At 62.2% G+C, this 20,581-nt stretch carries 12 protein-coding genes, 2 tRNA genes and 3 pseudogenes; 12 read left to right on the top strand and 5 right to left on the bottom strand.

Translation table 11 applies throughout. From position 1 onward, the window contains the following. Window positions 1-19: 19 nt before the first annotated feature. Window positions 20-1,303, bottom strand: a complete 1,284-nt coding sequence (locus tag CGK93_RS15805) for a macrolide 2'-phosphotransferase (protein ID WP_232481353.1) — start codon at window positions 1,301-1,303, stop codon at window positions 20-22. A gap of 171 nt (window positions 1,304-1,474) precedes the next feature. On the opposite strand from CGK93_RS15805, the gene nudC reads away from it, so the two are divergent. The 3 genes and pseudogenes from nudC to CGK93_RS15790 all read left to right on the top strand — a co-directional run bounded on the left by nudC (window position 1,475) and on the right by CGK93_RS15790 (window position 5,200). Then, window positions 1,475-2,464, top strand: a complete 990-nt coding sequence (nudC, locus tag CGK93_RS15800) for an NAD(+) diphosphatase (protein WP_089595645.1) — start codon at window positions 1,475-1,477, stop codon at window positions 2,462-2,464. Beyond that, a pseudogene (locus CGK93_RS15795) lies at window positions 2,461-4,592 on the top strand (ATP-dependent DNA helicase UvrD2). The gene nudC and the pseudogene CGK93_RS15795 overlap by 4 nt, the downstream one beginning before the upstream one ends. Then, window positions 4,592-5,200: a M48 metallopeptidase family protein gene (locus CGK93_RS15790; RefSeq protein ID WP_089595644.1), complete on the top strand. Its 609-nt coding sequence runs from the start codon at window positions 4,592-4,594 to the stop codon at window positions 5,198-5,200. Before CGK93_RS15795 ends, CGK93_RS15790 begins: the two are co-directional and overlap by 1 nt. Window positions 5,201-5,259: 59 nt before the next feature. Here CGK93_RS15790 and CGK93_RS15785 read toward each other — a convergent pair whose 3' ends face one another. Further along, window positions 5,260-6,723, bottom strand: a complete 1,464-nt coding sequence (locus CGK93_RS15785; RefSeq protein WP_089595643.1) for a zinc-dependent metalloprotease — start codon at window positions 6,721-6,723, stop codon at window positions 5,260-5,262. A gap of 210 nt (window positions 6,724-6,933) precedes the next feature. Here CGK93_RS15785 and CGK93_RS15780 point away from each other — a divergent pair. From CGK93_RS15780 to CGK93_RS15760, 5 genes and pseudogenes are all read left to right on the top strand, one after another. Next, window positions 6,934-8,069: pseudogene (locus CGK93_RS15780) on the top strand (YlbL family protein). Window positions 8,070-8,195: 126 nt separating this feature from the next. Then, window positions 8,196-11,192 (top strand): UPF0182 family membrane protein, encoded by a 2,997-nt coding sequence (locus tag CGK93_RS15775; RefSeq protein WP_089595642.1) that lies wholly within the window; start codon window positions 8,196-8,198, stop codon window positions 11,190-11,192. Window positions 11,193-11,338: 146 nt separating this feature from the next. Further along, window positions 11,339-11,412 (top strand) — tRNA-Met (locus CGK93_RS15770). A 213-nt stretch (window positions 11,413-11,625) separates the two neighbouring features. Then, window positions 11,626-11,699, top strand: a tRNA-Met gene (locus CGK93_RS15765). Between the two features lie 123 nt (window positions 11,700-11,822). Next, window positions 11,823-12,623, top strand: coding sequence for a GntR family transcriptional regulator (locus CGK93_RS15760; protein WP_089595641.1), 801 nt, complete (start codon window positions 11,823-11,825; stop codon window positions 12,621-12,623). Between the two features lie 96 nt (window positions 12,624-12,719). Here CGK93_RS15760 and CGK93_RS15755 read toward each other — a convergent pair whose 3' ends face one another. From CGK93_RS15755 to CGK93_RS23630, 3 genes are all read right to left on the bottom strand, one after another. Then, entirely contained in the window at window positions 12,720-13,508 is a 789-nt protein-coding gene (locus CGK93_RS15755) for a PspA/IM30 family protein (RefSeq protein WP_089595640.1), read from the bottom strand. A 98-nt stretch (window positions 13,509-13,606) separates the two neighbouring features. Continuing rightward, window positions 13,607-15,670 (bottom strand): TPM domain-containing protein, encoded by a 2,064-nt coding sequence (locus tag CGK93_RS15750; RefSeq protein ID WP_198318239.1) that lies wholly within the window; start codon window positions 15,668-15,670, stop codon window positions 13,607-13,609. A 239-nt stretch (window positions 15,671-15,909) separates the two neighbouring features. Further along, a complete protein-coding gene (locus CGK93_RS23630) occupies window positions 15,910-16,182 on the bottom strand; it encodes a hypothetical protein (protein ID WP_157731851.1) in 273 nt (90 codons plus the stop codon). Here CGK93_RS23630 and CGK93_RS15745 point away from each other — a divergent pair. The 4 genes and pseudogenes from CGK93_RS15745 to CGK93_RS15730 all read left to right on the top strand — a co-directional run bounded on the left by CGK93_RS15745 (window position 16,157) and on the right by CGK93_RS15730 (window position 20,551). Continuing rightward, a pseudogene (locus CGK93_RS15745) lies at window positions 16,157-17,738 on the top strand (trypsin-like peptidase domain-containing protein). The gene CGK93_RS23630 and the pseudogene CGK93_RS15745 overlap by 26 nt on opposite strands. A 256-nt stretch (window positions 17,739-17,994) precedes the next feature. Continuing rightward, the gene (locus tag CGK93_RS15740; protein ID WP_089597514.1) at window positions 17,995-18,798 is read left to right on the top strand and encodes an electron transfer flavoprotein subunit beta/FixA family protein; all 804 of its coding nucleotides are present in this window, start codon (window positions 17,995-17,997) and stop codon (window positions 18,796-18,798) included. Between the two features lie 14 nt (window positions 18,799-18,812). Next, window positions 18,813-19,766, top strand: a complete 954-nt coding sequence (locus tag CGK93_RS15735) for an electron transfer flavoprotein subunit alpha/FixB family protein (RefSeq protein ID WP_089595638.1) — start codon at window positions 18,813-18,815, stop codon at window positions 19,764-19,766. 5 nt (window positions 19,767-19,771) lie between these two features. Continuing rightward, window positions 19,772-20,551, top strand: a complete 780-nt coding sequence (locus CGK93_RS15730; RefSeq protein WP_089595637.1) for a PIG-L deacetylase family protein — start codon at window positions 19,772-19,774, stop codon at window positions 20,549-20,551. Window positions 20,552-20,581 lie beyond the last annotated feature (30 nt).

Genomic DNA, 20,581 nt, shown 5'->3' with positions numbered 1-20,581 from the left:
CGCGGGGGACCAATTGGTGCTAGGACCGGTCGGCTGTATGGAGCGGCGTCACCTTGACCACGCTGATGGCGGCCGTGGACGTGTCATCCGGATCGTTAATGCCATGGGAGTCGCCGCCCCCGGCCTGGACGGGCTTCTCCGTGTCCTCTGCGTCAGCGGTAGATCCCGGGGCAGTGGTTCCGTCCTGCACCGACTCCAGAGAGTACTCCGGGGACGTGGCCGACGTCCCGGGTATGGCTGCCACCGTAACCGTTGGTCCGGCGTTGGGAATCGCTACGACACTGACAGGAGGGTTCTGGCTTGCTGCAGTGGCGGCGGCCTGCGCTTCGGCAGCTTGGATTTCAGCGGCCTCATCCTCGGCGTCCTGCGCTGCTTCTTCGTCACGCCGCGCTTGCTCGTCAATGTCATCGGAGAGTGTCTGAAGCATTGACTCTGCCTCCGCCGTCATGCTTTGGTGCCCGGCAGCCATGGCCTTGACCAAGTACTGGGCCAAGGCGAACTCGGCCAACAAAGCTGCCCTCCGGAGCAAATGAGCGTCGGGTGTCTCACGGCGTGCCTGGGTGTAGTGGTTCAGGACGGCTTCTACGAACGACGCTTCGTTCGATGCCACCAACCATGCGAAGTCGTCGGCCGGATCACCAATCCGGAGATCGGTCCACCCCGTCAGGGCAGTCACGGAGTCATCTTGCACCATGAGGTTGTCTTCGTGGAGGTCACCGTGGACCACCGAGGTATTGAACCGCCACAGTGCCACGTCTTCAAGGGCGTGCTCCCAGCGCCGGAGCAGGGTGGCAGGAATCTTGCCGGTGGTTGCCGCCTGGTCCAGTTCATTGAGCTTCCGCTGCCGGAACTCGTTGGCAGAGTAGCTGGGCAGGTCCGCGTTGGTCACCAAGGTCAACGGGAGGTCATGAATGGCAGCCAGCGCTGAGCCGATCTCCCTGGCAAGGGCGGGACTCCCGGCCGATAGCTCTTCAATGGAGAGCATTGCGCCGTGCAGGTGGGTGTAGACAAAAGTGGTGAGGTCGCCCTGGCGCACAGTGCCGGCAATGGTTGGCACGTGGAAGGGCAGCTCCGCGCGAATGGACGGAGCAAAGGCGCGCAGCACCATGAATTCCGTTTCCAGCCGGGTGCTGGCCTCCGGATGGCGCGGCGAACGGACGCGCCAGCGTTTGCCATCCGCGTCGAGCAGCAACGCCGAGTCGAAGTCGGCGTCGTCGTCGGGGGAAAAGGCTGTAGCCGTCGGCGCCAGGCCAGGCACCGCCGCGGTTGCTACAGCGGCCAGTTCGAGCGGTGTTCTTCTCACCTTCTCAACGGTAGATTGAGTGGGGCCTGTGGCCATGATGCAGTGCGGCGAGTCTTCAGATCCGCCGTAAAACAGGGCATTTCTGCAGGCGATTGACGCCCGGGCGGGATGCATCCACAAGGGGGACCCTCCCAAATGTTTTTTGTCGGTACGAATCAGTACGGTAGATACATGAGCTATACGGAGTCACCGGCGCTGGCCAACCACCTGATGGAGACCGTTCTTCCAGTGCGCCCTGCCATGGTGGATCGTGGCTCCGGGGTCCGGATTAAGCCCGGCATGGTGGAGGACCTCGTGGCTTCCGGCACGGCCAAGGCCATGGTTGTTTCCCAGCGCAAGGCACTCGTGACCGCTGATGGACTGTGGTTCGGGGACGCCACGTCCCTGTGGAATGCCCTCCAGGGAGCAGATCACGGTACAACCGCGGCTGTTTACCTGGGTATCACGTTGGAATCGTCTTCCTTGCCTGAAGGCACTCCTGTTCTGTTGTTTACGGTAGCGGAACCCCCAGTGCCGGGCACCGCAACGGTGCCTGCCGATGCCCGGTGGGCGGGCTTCCGGGACGTCGCTGGGCGATTGGATGCCAGCGATACTGCGCTGTTCATCGAAGCCAGCGCAATCTCCAACTGGCACGCGACGCACACGCACTGCCCGCAGTGTGGCAATCCCACGGACATCGAGGCCGGCGGATGGGTGCGCCGGTGCCCCAAGGACAATTCAGAGCACTACCCCCGAACGGATCCCGCGATTATTGTCACGGTGGTGGGTCCGGACGGCCGACTTCTTCTCGGCGGTGGAGGCCCCACAGACGCCAGGAATTACTCCACACTCGCGGGCTTCGTGGAACCTGGAGAATCGCTGGAGCAGGCGGTTGTCCGGGAAATCGGGGAAGAAGTAGGTGTGCGCGTGTCGGCATGCCAGTACCTCGGCTCACAGTCCTGGCCATTTCCCGCTTCGCTGATGCTGGGCTTCACCGCCACCACTGAAGACTCGGTTGCCCGGCCGGATGGCATTGAAGTCACCAGGGCGCGCTGGTTCAGCCGCGAAGAGTTGCAGGCAGCTGTTTCCAGCGGCGAGATCACCATTTCCTCGCGCCTGTCCATTGCGCGTTCACTGATTGAACATTGGTATGGCGGCATTATCGAAGACCTCCAGCCGTGACCGAAGATGTTTTCGACGCCGGTGGTTCACTTGAGGAACGCATCCTCGGCGGCTTGGATGAAGAACAGCGCGAAGTAGCAAGTACCTTGACGGGTCCCCTGTGTGTTCTCGCGGGAGCGGGCACGGGTAAGACGCGTGCCATCACCCACCGCATCGCGTACGGGGTCCACTCCGGCGTTTACAGTCCGCAGCGGTTGCTGGCCGTAACGTTTACGGCGCGAGCCGCAGCGGAGATGCGCAGCAGGCTTCGGGACCTTGGTGTGGCGAATGTCCAAGCCCGTACGTTCCACGCAGCCGCCCTGAGGCAGTTGCAGTTCTTCTGGCCTCAGGCGATTGGCGGTACGTTGCCGAATCTGCTGGACCACAAGGCCAACATGATCGCGGAGGCTTCCCGCAGGCTTCGGCTCAGCACCGACCGCGCAACCATCAGGGATCTGGCCGCAGAAATCGAGTGGGCCAAAGTGTCCATGCTCACTCCCGCCAACTACCTTGAGAACGCCCAGGACCGTGGAACCCCTGGCGGTTTTGACCTCACAGCGGTATCCAGGGTTTTCCAGGCATACGAGGACATCAAGACTGACCGGAACGTCATCGACTTTGAAGACGTCCTCCTGATCACAGTAGGTATCCTCCAAGAGGATCCGAAAGTTGCGGCAACGGTCCGGGAACAGTACCGCCACTTCGTTGTGGACGAGTACCAGGACGTCTCGCCGCTGCAACAGCGGCTCCTGGATCTGTGGCTCGGAGGCCGGGACGAGTTATGCGTGGTGGGCGATGCCAGCCAGACAATCTACTCGTTCACGGGTGCCTCACCCAAGCACCTCTTGGGGTTCAAAGCGCAGTTCCCGAACGCTACTGTCGTTAAGCTGATTCGCGACTACCGGTCCACCCCGCAAGTGGTGAAGTTGGCCAATGACCTCCTCGGGTCCCGGCGAAGCGGTGGGCCCGTCGCGGATGCTGCCTGGGCGCCGCCGCTTAAACTTGTGGCCCAGAGGCCGGCCGGTCCCGAACCGCGCTTCATGGAATGCCCGGATGACGAGGCTGAGGCTGCAGTAGTGGCGGGCCGGATCCAGGAACTGCTTGATACCGGAATCAAGGCCAGCGAGATCGCCATTCTGTTCCGCACCAACGGCCAGTCCGAGGCATATGAACAGGCACTCGCTTCAGCGGGCATCGGATACCAGCTTCGGGGCGGCGAGCGGTTCTTCGCCCGCAAGGAAGTCCGCGATGCCATCCTCCAACTGCGCGCCGCAACCCGGGCGGTTGCTGAGGGCCGCAGGAACCGCTGGGGCAGATCGTTCGGGACATCGTTGCCTCGCTTGGTTATACCGACGCCGCGCCGCACAACGGAGGAGCGCTCCGTGAACGGTGGGAATCCTTGGCAGCATTGGTCGCTTTGGCAGATGAACTGGCGGTCAGCCGCGGCGAGGCTTTCACGCTGGCCGAATTCGTCAACGAACTCCAGGAACGCTCAGTAGCCCAGCACGCACCCACCGTCCAAGGGGTCACGCTTGCATCCCTTCACGCGGCCAAAGGACTTGAATGGGGTGCCGTGTTCCTGGTGGGCCTCAGCGAAGGACTCATGCCTATCTCCTTCGCAGACACCCCGGAAGACGTTGATGAGGAGCGACGACTGCTCTACGTCGGAATCACCCGGGCACGCGAACACCTGAACTTGTCCTGGTCCACGGCCCGTACGCCGGGTGGCCGTGCCAACCGCAAGCCATCCCGGTTCCTTGACGGACTCCGACCCAACTCAGTGGCGTCCGCAAACGCGCGCAGCAAGACAGGTCCCACACGCCGGAAAGCCGCCGCACCGGCGTCGTGCAGGGTGTGCGGAACCATGCTCGCCAGCGGTGCCGAACGCAAGGTGGGACGTTGCAACCAGTGCCCGCCGTCCTACGAGGAACAAACCTTTGATGCGCTAAGGCAATGGCGCAAGGATGAAGCGAAGTCCGCAGATGTCCCTGCCTATGTTGTTTTCACTGATGCAACACTCACTGCCATCGCCGAGGCCAAGCCATCGTCCCTGGAGGAGTTGGCCGGCTTGGCGGGAATCGGGCCGTCCAAACTCGAACGCTACGGTGAAGCGGTCCTGGCGGTCCTGGCAGAGAGCACCGAGCTCTGATGGCGCGCCGATCGGCTGCCGATGCTGACGTTCCCCTGGTCACCGACGACGGCGCTCCCGTGGTCGTGCGCCGATCAGCCAGACGGCGCAGGACGGTCGCTGCTTTCTGGGAGGATGGCAAAGCCGTTGTTGCCATCCCGGCCAGCTTCACCAAGTCCCAGGAACGGGAGTGGGTCCACCGCATGCTGGCCAAGCTGAAGAAGCAGGGCGAGCGGCGGTCAAGCCAGGGCAGGCGTCGCCCGGCGACAGACGAAGTCCTCGCGGAGCATGCCGCCCATCTTTCGCGGACCTATTTGGGCGGGCGGGCCGTCCCGACGTCGGTCCGTTGGGTCAGCAACCAAAATTCACGATGGGGTTCTGCCACTCCGGCGGACGGCACCATCAGGCTTTCCAACAAGCTTCAGTCCATGCCGCAGTGGGTTATCGACTATGTTCTGGTGCACGAGCTCGCGCACTTGCTGGTGGCGGGGCACAATGCCGACTTCTGGAGGCTGGTGGAGTCGTATCCCGAGACACAGCGCGCAAAGGCCTTTCTGGAAGGTGTTGCTTTTGCCACCTCAAGGGGTCTTCCACCGGATTCAAACCCGGCACCGGATACAGGGGCTTAACGCAGCAACGGCCACCAGGTAGTTGGTGGCCGTTGCTGCTTATAGCTCCCGGGGCCCGCCTACTTGGCCGGGCCCTCGGTGTCCGTGTCATCTTCTTCGGTTTCCTTGCCAGGGGTGTTATCCGAAGTATCGCCCTTTTCCGGGGCATCCGCGGCATCACTATCCCCGGCCTCGTTGGTGTCATAGCCGCCGCTGAGCAGCTTCTGCAGGGCGTCGTCAACTTCGCTGTCGCTGGCTTCGGCCAACCGGCGGCGTTCTGAGAAGCCCTTGGGATCGTCCAGGTCTTCACCAGTGGGCAGCAGATCCGGGTGGTGCCAGATCGCGTCACGGCCGGCAATGCCGCGTTCTTCCTTCAGCGTTGCCCACAGGGTTGCGGCCTCCCTGAGCCTGCGGGGACGCAACTCCAGGCCAACAAGGGACGAAAACGCGTGTTCTGCCGGGCCACCCGTGGCACGACGACGACGTACCGTCTCGCGGAGCGCGGTGGCGGAAGGAAGGACCTTGTCCGTGGCCTCCGCGGTGAGCTCGTCCACCCATCCTTCAACCAAAGCGAGGGCGGTTTCAAGCTTCTCCAGGGCGGCCGTCTGCACCGGCGTCCGTTCCGGGGTGAATACGCCCTGCGAGAGTGCTTCCTGGATTCCCTCAGGGTTGCTGGGATCAAGGTCGCGGGCGAGGTCTTCAATACGGGACATATCTATGTGGATGCCTCGGGCGTAAGCCTCAATGGCACCCAGGAGGTGGCCACGCAACCATGGAACCTGGACGAACAGCCTGGCGTGCGCCGCTTCACGGACTGCAAGGAACAGACGGACGTCGTTCTCCGGGAGGCTGAGGCCTTCACCGAATTTGGCGACGTTGGCCGGCAACAGCGCCATTTCCAGGTCAGCCAGGGGAACACCGATATCGGTGGAGCTGACAACTTCGGCCGAAAGCGCGCCGATGGCCTGCCCCAGCTGCATCCCGAAAATTGCGCCGCCCATGTTCTGCAGCATTGACGAGGCACCGCCCATCATGGACTTCATTTCCTCGGGCATTTGCTGGGTCAGCGCAGTGGACAGGGCGTTGGCGACGCTGTTGGCAACGGGCTCGGTCAGGCGCTTCCACGTACCGAGAGTCGCCTCCACCCACTCTGCCCGGGACCACGCGCGGCCGATCAGGCCGGTTGCTGAAAGATCGGTCACGGGGTCCAGCCAGAGTTCCGCAAGCCTGAGGGCTTCGTCGATCTCCCGTGCCTGCACGGCGCTCACTGAGGGATCGGTGCCTGCCGCTGCAACCCGCCGAGCATTCTCATGGGCAAGCTGCCAGTTCACGGGACCCTCGGAGGTGGAGCTCATCATGGCCTGAACTTGCGCGAACATCTGCTGGAGCAGTTGGGGATCGTTGGGCAGGCCGGCTGCCTTGGCCAGTTCGGCGGGATCGATGTTGCCCATGCCCTGGCCCCCCATCAGGTTCTGCAGCATCTCTGCCAGCGGATCCTTGGGAGTGTCGTCGTCGTTGGACGGGTTGTTGGGGTTGGATGTCATGGTGCCGCCGATCGTCGAACTGGCTGGTGATCTCTTTCACCGTACCCCGCGGCCGTAGCGCTGTCTGCCCGGATGCGGCGTCGTTCGCTGTAGGCAAAGCAGCCCGCCAACGTCGGACCGCGTAGTGTTGATGTTTGGTATGTGCAGCCGCCGTCTTCGGTGGCAACAGCCATGGAACCGGTCACGCAATGCCGGCATAGAGAGGCCTCAATGCTAACTTCGCCCAGCCCCGAGGGCTCATTGGATCCGCGTCAAACGCCCGACGCCGATCCCTCCCCGGTGTCTCCGGCACCTCCCCGCGACACCAGGTACATGATCATGGTGATCTCAGGCCTTTTGGCACTGGGACTCGGCATTGGCGCTGCCGCCCTGCCGGTTCCTTACGTTATTGAGTCAGCGGGGCCCACGTTCAATACTTTGGGCAAGGACGGCGATAAACCCGTTATCAAGATCTCCGGACGCGAGTCCTTCCCCGCCAGCGGCAACCTGGATCTCACCACCGTGGTCATGACAGGCGGTCCAAAGAGCCCGGCCACCATCTTTGATGTGTTCCGTGCTTGGTTGGACAGTTCCAAAGCCATCTATCCCGAGGAACTGATCTACCCCAAGGGCACCACCGCTGAGCAAACGGTTCAAGAGGGCGAGATCGCCATGGAGACATCCCAGGAGAATGCGTTCGCCGCCGCATTGCGGGAGCTGGATATCCCGTTTGAGCAACGGCTGAATGTCGCGGGACTCTCGGAAGCTTCACCTTCAGCCGGGAAAATCCAGGAGGGCGACCTCCTGAAGTCCATCAACGGCAAAGCCATCACGTCCATGAGCGTGATCCAGGCCGAGTTGGCTGCCGGTGCAGGGGCGCCGGCCGTGGTGGTGGTCGAGCGGAAGGGGGCTACGGTGACGGAAACCATCACGCCCACCAGGAATTCGGCCGACCGCTATGTCCTGGGTGTGCTCCTGGCCAGTGACTTCACGTTCCCGTTCGATGTCAGTATTTCCTTGGAGAACGTGGGCGGACCAAGCGCCGGAATGATGTTCGCGTTGGGAATCATCGACAACCTCGCCCCGGGCGACCTGACGGGCGGCAAACACGTGGCCGGCACCGGAACCATCACAGCCGATGGCGCCGTAGGTCCCATCGGTGGGATAGCCCAGAAGATGATCGGAGCACGGCAGCAGGGGCCACCATGTTCCTGGCTCCCGCCGCCAATTGTGCTGACGTCGTGGGCCATGTTCCCGATGGTTTGCAGGTGGTCAAGGTCGAAACACTGGCCGATGCCACGGCTGCTGTGGAACGGCTCGGTTCGGGAGACGACACGACGGGCCTTCCCACCTGCACAAACAACTAGACTGGCGGTGGAACTTAGCTCCACCGCCACTCGTGGCATATATGACGGCCTCCGCCATATCCCAGCGGCAGAGAATGTCAACCACTCGCATACCGACTGTTCACTGACACCAATGAGGTACAGAGTTTGTCCCGTCCCGCCAGCTCCAACCCGCCCGGAAGATCACCGCTGAGACGAGGTGCCCTGACGCCGACGCTCATTGTCGTGGCAGTGGCCGTCGTCGGGTTCATTTTCTTCGCCAATGTGTGGACCGACGTCCTCTGGTACCAGCAGCTTGGTTTCTTCGAAGTGTACATACGCGAAAACCTGGCCAGGATCATCACGTTCCTGATCGGTTTCGCCATGATGTTCGCTGCTGTGTTCTTTGCCATCAGGATCGCGTACCGCTCCCGCCCCGTTTATGCCCCGGATGCCGAGTCGCGGGATAATCTCAACCGCTACCAGGCCCAGCTTGAGCCAGTACGCCGGGTTGTCATGATCGGCCTGCCCATCCTGTTTGGCCTGTTTGCCGGCAGCGCGGCGGCCAGCCAGTGGCAGAAGGCCCTGCTGTTCTTCAACCAGGAGCCATTCGGACAGACGGATCCGCTGTTCAACCTCGACATCAGCTTCTACCTGATGTCGCTTCCCTTCCTGGGCTTCGTCACGGGCTTCCTGATCAGCATCGCCGTGGTGGCCGGCATCGCCGGAATCCTGACCCACTACCTTTACGGCAGCATCCGCCTGATGGAGCGCGGTATTTTCACCAGCCGCGCTGCCCAGATCCACATCGCTGTGACCGGTGCACTTTTCCTGATCCTGCTGGGTGTCAACTTCTGGCTGGACCGTTACACCACGGTGCAGAGCAATTCGGGCCGCTGGGCCGGTGCCCTCTACACGGATGTTAATGCCGTGGTTCCCACCAAAGCGATCCTCGCGGTTGCTGCGGGGCTTGTGGCCATTCTGTTCATCATTGCCGCGATCATCGGGCGCTGGCGTCTGCCGGTCATCGGTACCGCAATGTTGGTCATCACTGCCATCCTGGCCGGCGGTGTCTATCCGTGGGTTATTCAGCAGTTCCAAGTACGTCCCTCGGAAAATACGTTGGAGAAGGAATTTATTGACCGAAACATCAAGATGACCCGGGCCGCGTATGGCTTGGACCAGATTGATGTCTCGGCCTACAACGCCACCACCACTGCCACGACTGGCGCGCTCGCTGCAGATGCGCAAACGACGGCGAACATCCGCCTTCTGGACCCGAACCTCATTTCTTCAGCGTTCGCGCAGCTGGAACAGTACCGCCCGTACTACCAGTTCCCCCAGACCCTGAATGTTGACCGCTACATGGTTGACGGCAAGGTTCAGGACACAGTGATCGCAGTTCGCGAATTGAACCCGGATGGCCTGAGCGCCAACCAGCAGACGTGGGTCAACAGGCACATCGTCTACACCCATGGTTACGGTGTTGTGGCTGCCAAGGGCAACAAGTTCACCGCTGATGGAAAGCCGGAGTTCCTTCAGTCCGGCATTCCGTCAAATGGTGTCCTCGGCAATGACACCACCTACGAGCCCCGCATCTACTTCGGCGAGAACTCTCCCGAGTACTCCATCGTGGGTGCACCCGATGGTGCGCCGAACCGTGAGCAGGACCGGCCAGCAGGCAGGGAGGGTGGGGGAGAGACCCAGTACACCTTCAGCGGCAATGGTGGCCCCAACGTTGGAAACTGGCTCAACCGGATCCTCTACTCCATCAAATTCCAGTCTTCGGACTTGTTGCTGTCTGATGGTGTCAACGCTGAGTCCCAGATCCTGTACGAACGCAATCCCCGCGAACGCGTCGAGAAACTGGCCCCGTACCTGACTGTTGACGGCAATGCGTACCCGGCCGTTGTCGATGGTCGAGTGAAGTGGATTGTTGATGGCTACACCACCAGCCAGTACTTCCCGTATTCGCAGCCGCAGCAGTTGCAGAACGCCACTGCCGATTCGCAAACCAGCGCGGGCCGCACAGTCGCCTTGCCGAACAGCTCGGTCAACTACATCCGCAACTCGGTCAAGGCCACCGTGGATGCCTACGACGGTTCAGTGAACCTCTATGCCTGGGACGATCAGGACCCCATCCTGAAGGCCTGGCAGAAGGTCTTCCCGACCGTCATCAAGCCCTACTCGGAGATGTCTGGCGACCTCATGAGCCACGTTCGCTACCCGGAGGATCTCTTCAAGGTCCAGCGTGAGCTTCTAGGCCGTTACCACGTGACGGATCCGGACAGCTTCTACCAGAACAACGATGCTTGGAGCGTTCCGAACGATCCCACTGTTTCCGAAGCCGTCAAGCAGCCGCCGTTCTACATGTCGCTGCAGATGCCTGACCAGGAGAAGCCTGCCTTCCAGCTGACATCGTCCTTCATTCCACAGACGGTCAACGGCAGTGCGAGGAACATCCTGTATGGCTTCCTCGCTGCGGACTCTGATGCCGGAAATGTGAAGGGCGTCAAGGGGGAGAGCTACGGAAAACTGCGGCTCCTGGAGCTCCCGACCGATACCCAAGTCCCTGGGCCCGGCCAGGCACAGAACAAGTTCAACTCCGATCCCACCGTGTCCCAGGCGCTGAACCTCCTGCGCCAGGGAGCCTCGGACGTTTTGAACGGCAACCTGTTGACGCTGCCCGTGGGTGGCGGTCTGCTGTACGTGCAGCCCGTCTACCTGAAGTCCACCGGTGAAACGTCCTACCCGACGTTGCAGCGCGTGCTGGTGGCTTTCGGTGACAAGATCGGCTTTGCGCCAACCTTGGACGAGGCTTTGGACCAACTGTTCGGTGGCAACTCCGGTGCTACGGCCGGCGATGCCGATAACAACGGCCAAACGCCCACTTCGCCTCCGGGCACCACGACGCCGCCCGCTGGTCCCACCGATGCCAAGGCTGACCTCAAGGCAGCGCTGGACGAGGCCAACAAAGCGATTACGGATGGCCAAGCCGCATTGGCGAAGGGCGACTTTGCCGCTTACGGTGTCCAACAGACCAAGCTGTCTGAGGCGCTGAAGAAGGCCTTGGATGCGGAAACGCGTCTGGGCGCCACGGCGACTCCTTCGGCAACACCGGAAGCCAGCCCCAGCGCCACGCCGTCGCCTTCTCCCAGCAGCTAGGCCGCATAGCGAATGAATAGCGACTGATAAGGGCCGGTGCCCGCTCCTTTTGGAGCGGGCACCGGCCCTTATCAGCTGGGGGAGACGCACATCACGCAGCCAGGATTTGGTCTCCCATTCACCTGACGGTAATGTTGTTCTTGCGACGCGGGGTGGAGCAGTTCGGTAGCTCGCTGGGCTCATAACCCAGAGGTCACAGGTTCAAATCCTGTCCCCGCAACTGGAGAAAAGATCCGGATCAGTAATCACTGATCCGGATCTTTTGTTTTCGCGGAGTCCTGTGATGTTCACTGTGCCGAGGTGTCCTCGAAGAGGGGTTGCGGTGGTCAACGCAGATCCGCTGGAACCCCTTAGGTGTGGAAGTGATCTGCGGCACCATTGCCTCCATATGGTCAGAAGCACCCTGAAGGGTGCGGTAGAGTTGATATTGCGACGCGGGGTGGAGCAGTTCGGTAGCTCGCTGGGCTCATAACCCAGAGGTCACAGGTTCAAATCCTGTCCCCGCAACTGGAGAAAAGATCCGGATCAGTAATCACTGATCCGGATCTTTTGTTTAAGCGGCCTTCGGAATGACGGGTGCTAGCATCAGATCCGGATTTGCTGAGGCAGGAAAGGGAATGGGACGGACCCATGGTCAATGAAGACATCAAGCCTGGCCTCACTCGTGAAGTCCTTCAGAGGGACAGCCCCGTTGCTGTCTACCAGCAGGTGGCTGACGTTCTGGTGGACCAGGTCAGCCGGCTGGAGCCGGGATCCCGGATACCTACGGAAGAGTCCCTGATGGACGAGTACGGCATTAGCCGCACTACAGTCCGGAAGGCGATCGAAACGCTGGTCGTCAAAGGCCTGTTGGTTCGCAGGCAGGGCAAGGGGACGTTCGTGATGGCCCAACGTCCGGTCAAAATGCTGAACCGCCTGGCTCCTTTCATGGAAACCTTCACGGCGGCGGGGATGAAGACCGTCAAGGGCCTTATCGAATACAAATGGATGGAAAAGGACAAGTCAGTTCCGGCGAAGCTGGTCTCTGATGACAACCTTGTCCTGGTGATCCGCCGATCGTATTCAAGCGCCGGCTGGCCGTATGCCATTGCGGAGATCTTCATCCCTTCGCACATCGGGCGCCACATCAGCCTTGCGGATGCCGAACGGAATTCCATCTACCAAGTCATCCAGGACAGGACACTGAAGCCGCTCCAGCGGGCGGAAATCACCGTCACCATGCATGAGCCCCCGGAGCACCTCGCAGACGCGCTCAACGTCCGTGGCTTCGCCATGGTGCCCCGTCTGGAGCGGACCACGTTGGGCCCCCACGGCGAGGTGCTGGAATGCACGGTGACCTACTTCCATCCGAAAGGGTTCGAGATCCGTGCTGAAGTGGCTACCGACGTAAGCCCCGGGCAGGATTCCGTGGTTCAAACTGCGGCGGGCTAGGCACATGCCATCAAAGAAAATGGGCCGGATCCTTTCGAGGATCCGGCCCATTGGGTTTGTTCAGCGGTACATCACGGGCACTTTGCCCGATAAGTGCTAGAGCTTGTCGAAGTCAGCTTCGTCGACGGTTGAGCCGGTGGTAGCGGCCGCACCGGCGCCGATGGCCGGCTTGGAACCACCGGACTTCAATGCTGCGAGGCGAGCCTCGATCTCCGTCTGCTCTCCAAGGTCCTCCAACTGGTTGAACTGGGCGTCGAGGCTGGAGCTGGCGAGCTCCTGCTGGCCCAGGACCTTGGCCTCTTCGCGACGGATCTTCTCTTCGAAGCGGCCTACCTCGCTGGTGGGATCCATGATGTCGATGCTCTTGAGGGCATCGTGAACCTGGGACTGCGCCGCTGCGGTCTTGGAGCGTGCCACAAGCTCGTTTCGCTTGGCAGTGAGCTGGTTCAGCTTGCCCTTCATCTGGTCGAGCCCGGTCTTGAGCTTGTCCACTACCTCAGTCTGGGATGCGATGCTCGGCTCAGCTGCCTTGGCCTCGGACTCCGCGGTCATCTGGCGCTGAATGGCCACCTTGGCAAGGTTGTCGAACTTCTGGGCATCGACGGGGTCGCCGGCGGAGCGGTACTCGTCGGCCTTCCGGGATGCCGCAAGGGCCTTGTTGCCCCAATCCTGGGCGTTCTTGATGTCCTCGTTGTAGTCCGCCTGCAGCATCCGGAGATTACCGATGGTCTGGGCCACGGCTGATTCGGCCTCGGCAATGTTGTTCGTGTAGTCGCGGACCATCTGGTCCAGCATCTTCTGCGGGTCCTCAGCCTGGTCCAGCAAAGCATTGATGTTTGCCTTGGCGAGCTGTGAGATCCGACCGAAAATGGACTGCTTAACCATGGTGTTGCCTTTCGTCCTGCTCAGTGGTGCCACTGAAATCAGTGATCAGTTGTTGTACCGCTTCTATGCGGGGCATGGACCCCACCTAGTCTGTCTGGCTAGAAGTCGCCTCCGCCTCCGCCGTCGCCGCCGCCCCAGCCGCCGCCGTCGAATCCACCGCCGGAATCGCCGCCGCCACCGAACATACCGCCGTCGCCTCCGCCATCATTCCCACCGCCCCAGCCGCCTCCGCCGCCGTTGAGGATGGAGTTGATGAGGATGCCGCCGAGGATGGCACCGCCGAGGCCGCCTCCGCCGCCACCGCCGCCGAACATGCCACCGCGTCCGTATCCTTGCCCCTGGTCTGCGTAGCCGAACTGGTCCACGTCGGACTGTGCAAGCTGGGCGGCCTGGGCAGCGAGTGAATGGGCCTGTTGCGCGTAGGTCAGAGCTGTTACGGGGTCATTCCGTGAAATGGACAGGGCGTAATCGAGGTTGCGCTGGGCTTCGGCCAGCCGGGTCCGTGCCTCCGTACCTACGCCACCGCGACGGGCTGTGATGTAGTCGGATGTCGCGCTGATCTGGGCCTGGGCAGCCATGATGGTCTGCTGCAGCGATGCTTGTGCGCGCCGGGCCTGCTCCTGCTGGTTGCGAATCCCTGAGAGGGACTGGTCCAGTGCCTGATGGGCGGACTCCACGCGGCCAAGGGTGGCAATGGGGTCGATTTTTCCGCCCTGAATCTCCGTTTTGACCTGCGCAAGTGCGGCTTCCACGCCAGCCACTGGGCCGGCAAGTTCCGGATGTTCGCCGGATTGGATCATGGCCCGGGCTTGGGCAAGGTCCTGGCTGGTTTCAGCCACTGCGCCTTCCAGTGAAGCGCGCGCCTCATCGAGGCTTCCGGCCGTCTTGGAGATGGCATCGATCAACACGGTGGTCTGGTGCAGACTTTCCTCGGCAGCACGAACAGCCACGGCCGCAAGGCTGCTCTCACCGGCGGACAACTTCTCTTCTGCTGCGGTGACGGCATTCTGCACGAACGCAAGACGCTCTTTAGCCTGCAGGATGTTGTCGGAGACCTGGGTCAACGCCGATTCGGCGTATTTGGCGCGCAGTCCCTCGAGCGATTGTTCGGCGCTGGCGATCTTCGAGTCCGCGTCCTTGGCTCCCGCGGACACCGCTGCAAGAGCCTGGGGCGCGTTCTTTTCGAGCTCCCGCAAGGAGTCGAAATCGGCTTTCTGATCACGCAGTGAAGCCAGTGCTGCATCCGACCGGCGGATGATCTCCCCGAGCCAGCTCCGCTGCTGTTCTTCGGTGTCGGGGATGTGATCATCCAGTTGCTGCTGCAGCTTGAAGGACTCTGTCATGTGGCCCTTGGCTTCTTCCAAAGCCTTTGTGAAGTTGCCAATGGCGGAGTCACCGTACTGTGCCTGGGCGAATCCGAGTTCCTGCTCGCTGGATTTGATGGCGTCATCCGCCTCGATCAACAGCGAGCCGCTCTTCTGCCGCAGTTCCGGGATGCTCAACCCGGCGAGCGGATCAAGCTGTTCACCTTGCGGTCCATAGCTGGCGCTGACGGCCTTGGTGCCGCCCTTCTTGCGTCGGTTCCGCAGGTAGAGATACGTGCCAGCGCCGCCAGCCGCCACAACGCCCACCCCTACGAGCACGCCGACTCCGGCGTTACCGTTTGGCACTGTTCCGCTGCCGCCACCGGCGGCATCTCCGATTGCGGCAGCTGCGTCGATGGCAGCCTGGGCATAATTGCCTGAACGCAACTGAGGGTCGATTGCCTTAGAGGTAATCGTGTCCCGTTGGGCATTGGTGATCTTGCTGTTACTGGGTTTGCTCAGCTGGTACTGACGCGTCTCGGTTGCTACGGCGAGAACAAGGGCGTTGGGGCCGAGCTGCGCTTTTTCTGCGACCTCGGCAGCCCATGCAACCCGGTCTGTCGGATTCTCGAAGCGCTTGACGAACACAGCGTGCAGCGTCATGGCGTGGTCTGTACCAAGCTTCTGGATGGCCTCTTGGACCTTGGATTTGTCTCCGCCGAGAACACCTGCCGAGTCCACAATCTTGGTTGTGGGATCGAGCGTCACAGGACTTTCGGCCCAAGCTGAAGTGGCCGGGAAGGCCAACATTCCAGCCAGGCCGATCACGGCGAGTACGCGTTTAACTATTGACCGCATGTGCAACCCTTCAGCACGTCTGCGACTGGAACAAGGCGTACCAATCGTCACAGAATGCTCAGCGCCCCCACGCATGGTGTAAAGCCGCAGGTCGCTGTGGCAATTCCTCTTGATTCTATGGTGCACCCCATGGCCCGTCCACAGGAGTGAATATGCCACCAGCGAAATATAGAATCGAGCAGGATTGCCCAGCCGTTGAGGGTAATCCAGCAGGAGCCAGGAGAGGCCGGATGAGCCTTTCAGGAAGCTCCCAGCGAACGTCCGCTTTTGTTCCAGTTATTGGGTCCATAGTTGTTGGAGACAAGGACGAAAGGAAGACCCATGACGGAGAACCCAGCGCAGGGCACCGCACCGGAGGATCGCGAGCCATCAGAGCCGCGGGATACCACCAGCGACCACAGTGATGCCAACGCCACCCAGCAGCAGCCTGCCTGGACGTCAGGGCAAGGGGCAGGTGCGGAGAACGCGGCACAGCCCACTACGCCGCTGCCGGCCTTCCAGTCGAATGCCACCCCGGAGCCCCAATCAGGCCAGGAGCACCAGCCAGGACAACAGCGTCAGCCCGGCCAGGAGAATGCCCCGGCGCACCACGCCAGCCAGCACGCGGCCCCGGCCCAGCACACACCCCAGCAGTACACCGCACAGCACGGAGGGCAGCACGCCAGCCAGCACGCGGCTCCGTCCCAGCCGTCCACCCAGCACAACGCCACCACGCAGCAGCCGCAGTACTACGGCGTGCCGCAACAGGACCCGGCCCACCGCCCCAGCTACCCCAGCACCAGCCGTTCTACGGCGGAGGCGCCAGCCCCAGGGCCAGCACGGTCCTGGAATGCAGCACGCTCCCGCCAACGCCAATGGACCCACCAAGCGCAAGCCTGCGTTCGGTGTGGGAACCCTGGTAGCCAGCATGCTGGCGGCAGGACTGATCGGTGGCGGCGTCGTGGCCGGAAGCAATGTGCTCTGGGACCAGCCGGCTCCGGCCGCGTCAACGAGCGGACAGTCCAGCACGGTCATTGTCAATAACAAGGATGACGTTAACGTGATCACCGCGGCTGCCGCCAAGGCGTCGCCCAGCGTGGTAACCATCAAGGCAACCAGTGGCAATGAGGGCGGAACCGGTTCCGGCATCATCCTCGATGACCAAGGCCACATCCTGACGAACACACACGTTGTGACGCTCGACGGCGCAACGGCCAACGCAGCCATTGAGGTACGGACCAACGACGGCAAGGTTCTCAAGGCCACCGTGGTGGGCACTGACCCGTTGTCAGACCTCGCCGTGATCAAGGTCAGCGACGCTTCCGGACTGGTCCCGGCAACGCTCGGTGACTCTTCCAAGATCAACGTGGGGGACACCGCCGTCGCCATCGGTTCGCCGCTGGGCCTCACCGGTACGGTGACGGATGGCATTGTCTCAACGCTAAACCGCACTATCAGCGTTGCTTCGTCGGCAGTGCCGGAGGGAACGCCTGACGAGAGCCAAGGTGGCGACGAGGGCTTCCAATTCGCGCCTCCCAACGGCGGCCAGAGCCAGCGCACGGCCAATGAGGGCTCCATTGCCATCAATGTCATCCAAACGGATGCCGCGATCAACCCGGGCAACTCCGGCGGTGCGCTGGTGAACAACAAGGGCGAAGTCATTGGTGTCAACGTTGCGATCGCATCTGCCGGCAGTGGAACCTCCGATTCCTCCACCGGCAACATCGGCGTTGGCTTCAGCGTGCCGATCAATCACGCCAAGCGCGTAGCCCAGGAAATCATTGACTCAGGGAAGGCCAGCCACGGACAGTTCGGCGTGTCGGTTCGCTCCAAGTCGTCGACGGGCAGCGATTCTGGATTCTCCGTGGGTGCCGAGGTTGCCGCGGTGACCACCGGTTCGGCCGCAGCGAAGGCCGGCCTCAAGGTGGGCGATGTCGTGACCAAGTTCGGCGATTACACGGTCAGTGACCCGAATCAGCTGACGGCCGCTGTGCGTGAGCAGCCGGCCGGTGCCAAGGTCAAGGTCACCATTCAGCGCGGTGGCCAGTCTCAAGAGGTCGAGGTCACCCTCGACGCCGCGCAGCAGTAGGCAGCAGTAGGCAGCAGGAACAGCGTACGACGGCGGGCGTCACCTCACGGGTGGCGCCCGCCGTCGTGCCGTTCCCGACACTCAAACGACAACGTCGGCCAGGGGAATCTGAAACAGGGGTTAACGCTGGGAGTGGTTTTCTGCGGGCAATATGCTTAGCTAGGACGAGCCCACGCGCTGGGCTATTCACGGCCACGCTGCTGCGGTTGGCCGTCCACAAGCATGGAAGGCTGCTTCGAAGACAGTGGAAGAGACATTGAAGATTGTCGTTCTGGTCAAGCACGTCCCGGACGCGCAGTTCGACCGGCACATCACCGGACCTGGCAACACAACCGACCGTGACGAGAGCATCTTGTCCGAGCTGGATGAGTACGCACTTGAGGCAGCCCTGCAGCTGGCCGAGGAACGTGGCGGACCCAAGGCCGGCAATGAGGTCATCGCCTTGAGCATGGGACCGTCCGGCGCCGTTAACGCGGTGAAGAAGTCGCTCCAGATCGGTGCGTACTCGGGCGTGCACCTGAGCGATGACGCTTTGGCCGGTTCGGATGCCGCGGCCACCTCATTGGCTCTCGCGGCCGCCATCCGCTACCTTTCGGCCGACGGCCGCCCGGTGGACCTGGTCCTGACCGGCATGGCGTCCACTGATGGTGAGACGTCGCTGATCCCGGCACAGCTGGCCGAGCGCTTGCAGTTCCCGCAGGTCACCTTTGCTTCCAGCCTGGACGTTGCCGGTAGCCAGGTCACGGCCCGCCGTGATGCCGGCGCCTTCTCTGAAACCGTTGAAGCGCAGCTTCCTGCCGTTGTTTCGGTGACAGACCAGATCAACGAGCCGCGCTATCCCAACTTCAAGGGCATCCTTGCGGCCAAGAAGAAGAAAATCGCCTCCCTGTCGCTGGCCGACATCGGTGTGGACGCCTCGCAGGTGGGCTTGGCTGGCTCCTGGACCGTGGTGGAATCAGCGGAGGCCCGCCCGCCGCGGACAGCCGGCACCATCATCACCGACGACGGCGACGCCGGCATCAAGCTGGTCGACTTCCTCGCCGCACAGAAGCTGCTCTAAAGGGGATCGCAACCATGGCAAATGCACTTGTTTTCATTGATAACCCGGGAGCAGCTCTTAAAAAGAGCAGCCTGGAACTCCTGACCATCGCCCGATCGCTGGGCGAGACCGCTGTCGCGTTCTCCGGTGAGCTGCACGACGACGTCGCCGCCACCTTGGGTGCCTACGGCGTCGCCACCGTTTACCGGCCGTCGGCGGACGACCTCGACAACTACCTGGTGGGCCCGAAGGCCGCTTACCTCGCCGCTGCCGTGCACGCTTCGGGAGCAACAGCCGTTCTCCTGGACAACTCGCCGGAGGGCAAGGAAATTGCGGGCAGGCTTGGTATCAAGCTCAACGCCGGCGTTATTACCGACGTCGTGGGCGTGGAGGCTGACGGCACCGCGCACAAGTCGGTTCTTGCAGGCTCTTACAACACCACGGCGAAGGCCACCACTTCGGTGACGGTTCTTTCGGTCAAGGCCAACAACGTTGAGCCTGCACCGGCCGGCGCAGCGGAAATTCCCGCGTCTGTCACGGTTGACGTCCCGGCGGATGCCTTGGCGAACTCTGCACGCATCGCGTCGCGGTCCGAGAAGCCGGTCAGTGGCCGGCCGGACCTCAGCGAGGCCCGGATCGTCGTGGCCGGTGGCCGCGGCGTGGACGGCGACTTCGGTCCCGTGGAAGAGCTTGCCGATGCACTGGGTGCTGCAGTGGGTGCATCCCGCGCTGCTACCGACGCCGGCTGGATCGCGCACGATGCCCAGGTGGGCCAGACCGGTGTCACGGTTTCGCCCCAGCTGTACATCTCGGCCGGCATCTCCGGAGCCATCCAGCAGAAGGCCGGCATGCAGACCTCCAAGGTCATTGTGGCCATCAACAAGGACGCAGAATCTCCGGTCTTCGAAATTGCCGACTACGGCATCATCGGCGACCTCTTCAAGGTGCTCCCGCAGGCTGCTGCCGAGATCAAGAAGCGGAAAGGCTGATCCCTTTGTCTCCTGGCGTTTCGTCAGCAAAGAGCCCGTTCGATGCCTCCTCGGAGCGCGTTGAGCGGGTGCTTTGTTTTACTGCCCATCCTGACGACATCGACTTCGGGGCCGCCGGCACTATTGCGGCATGGACGGCGGCCGGCGTCGAGGTCAGCTACTGCATCATGACTGACGGCGACGCCGGAGGCTTTGATCCGGTGGACAGGGAACGGATCATCGAGCTCCGCGCGGAGGAGCAGAAGCATGCAGCCGCCCTGGTGGGCGTCAGCGACATCCACTATCTGCACGAGCGTGATGGCTATCTTGAACCGACGCATGGCGTCATCAAGCAGGTTGTGAAACTGATCCGGGAAATCCGTCCGGACATCGTGCTGACCATGCACCCGGAACGTAACTGGGATCGGCTCCAGAAGAGCCATCCGGACCACCTCGCGGCCGGCGAGGCCGTCACCCGGGCTGTTTATCCTGCGGTGGAGAATCCCTTTGCCTACCCGGAACTGGCCGAGGCCGGCCTGGGCGCGTACAAGTTGCCGTGGTTGTGGTTTATTTCCAGTCCGGAGGCCCGGGAGAACCACTTTGTGGATGTTTCAAGCCAGGTCGATGCCAAGCTGGAAGCCATCCGTATCCATGCCAGCCAGCATCCCGATATTGACGCCATGGAGCGTGTTGTCAGGGGCTTGATGCTGGCCAATGGAGAACGTGCCGGGCTGCCCGCCGGGACCAGCGCTGAGGGCTTCCACGTGGTGTCAGTCAACGGATCGAGCACCATCGCCGGCTTCTGACGTTGCCGTGGTGTTACCCGTGTCATATGC

It is taken from the genome of Arthrobacter sp. YN (assembly GCF_002224285.1).
Lineage (GTDB): Bacteria > Actinomycetota > Actinomycetes > Actinomycetales > Micrococcaceae > Arthrobacter.
This window is presented reverse-complemented; position numbering and strand designations above follow the sequence as displayed.

Coding starts and splice junctions, on each gene's coding strand:
- CGK93_RS15735 (WP_089595638.1), top strand. CDS start 18,813: ATGGCAAATGCACTTGTTTTCATTGATAACCCGGGAGCAGCTCTTAAA.
- nudC (WP_089595645.1), top strand. CDS start 1,475: ATGAGCTATACGGAGTCACCGGCGCTGGCCAACCACCTGATGGAGACC.
- CGK93_RS15785 (WP_089595643.1), bottom strand. CDS start 6,723: ATGACATCCAACCCCAACAACCCGTCCAACGACGACGACACTCCCAAG.
- CGK93_RS15755 (WP_089595640.1), bottom strand. CDS start 13,508: ATGGTTAAGCAGTCCATTTTCGGTCGGATCTCACAGCTCGCCAAGGCA.
- CGK93_RS15790 (WP_089595644.1), top strand. CDS start 4,592: ATGGCGCGCCGATCGGCTGCCGATGCTGACGTTCCCCTGGTCACCGAC.
- CGK93_RS15750 (WP_198318239.1), bottom strand. CDS start 15,670: ATGCGGTCAATAGTTAAACGCGTACTCGCCGTGATCGGCCTGGCTGGA.
- CGK93_RS15760 (WP_089595641.1), top strand. CDS start 11,823: ATGGTCAATGAAGACATCAAGCCTGGCCTCACTCGTGAAGTCCTTCAG.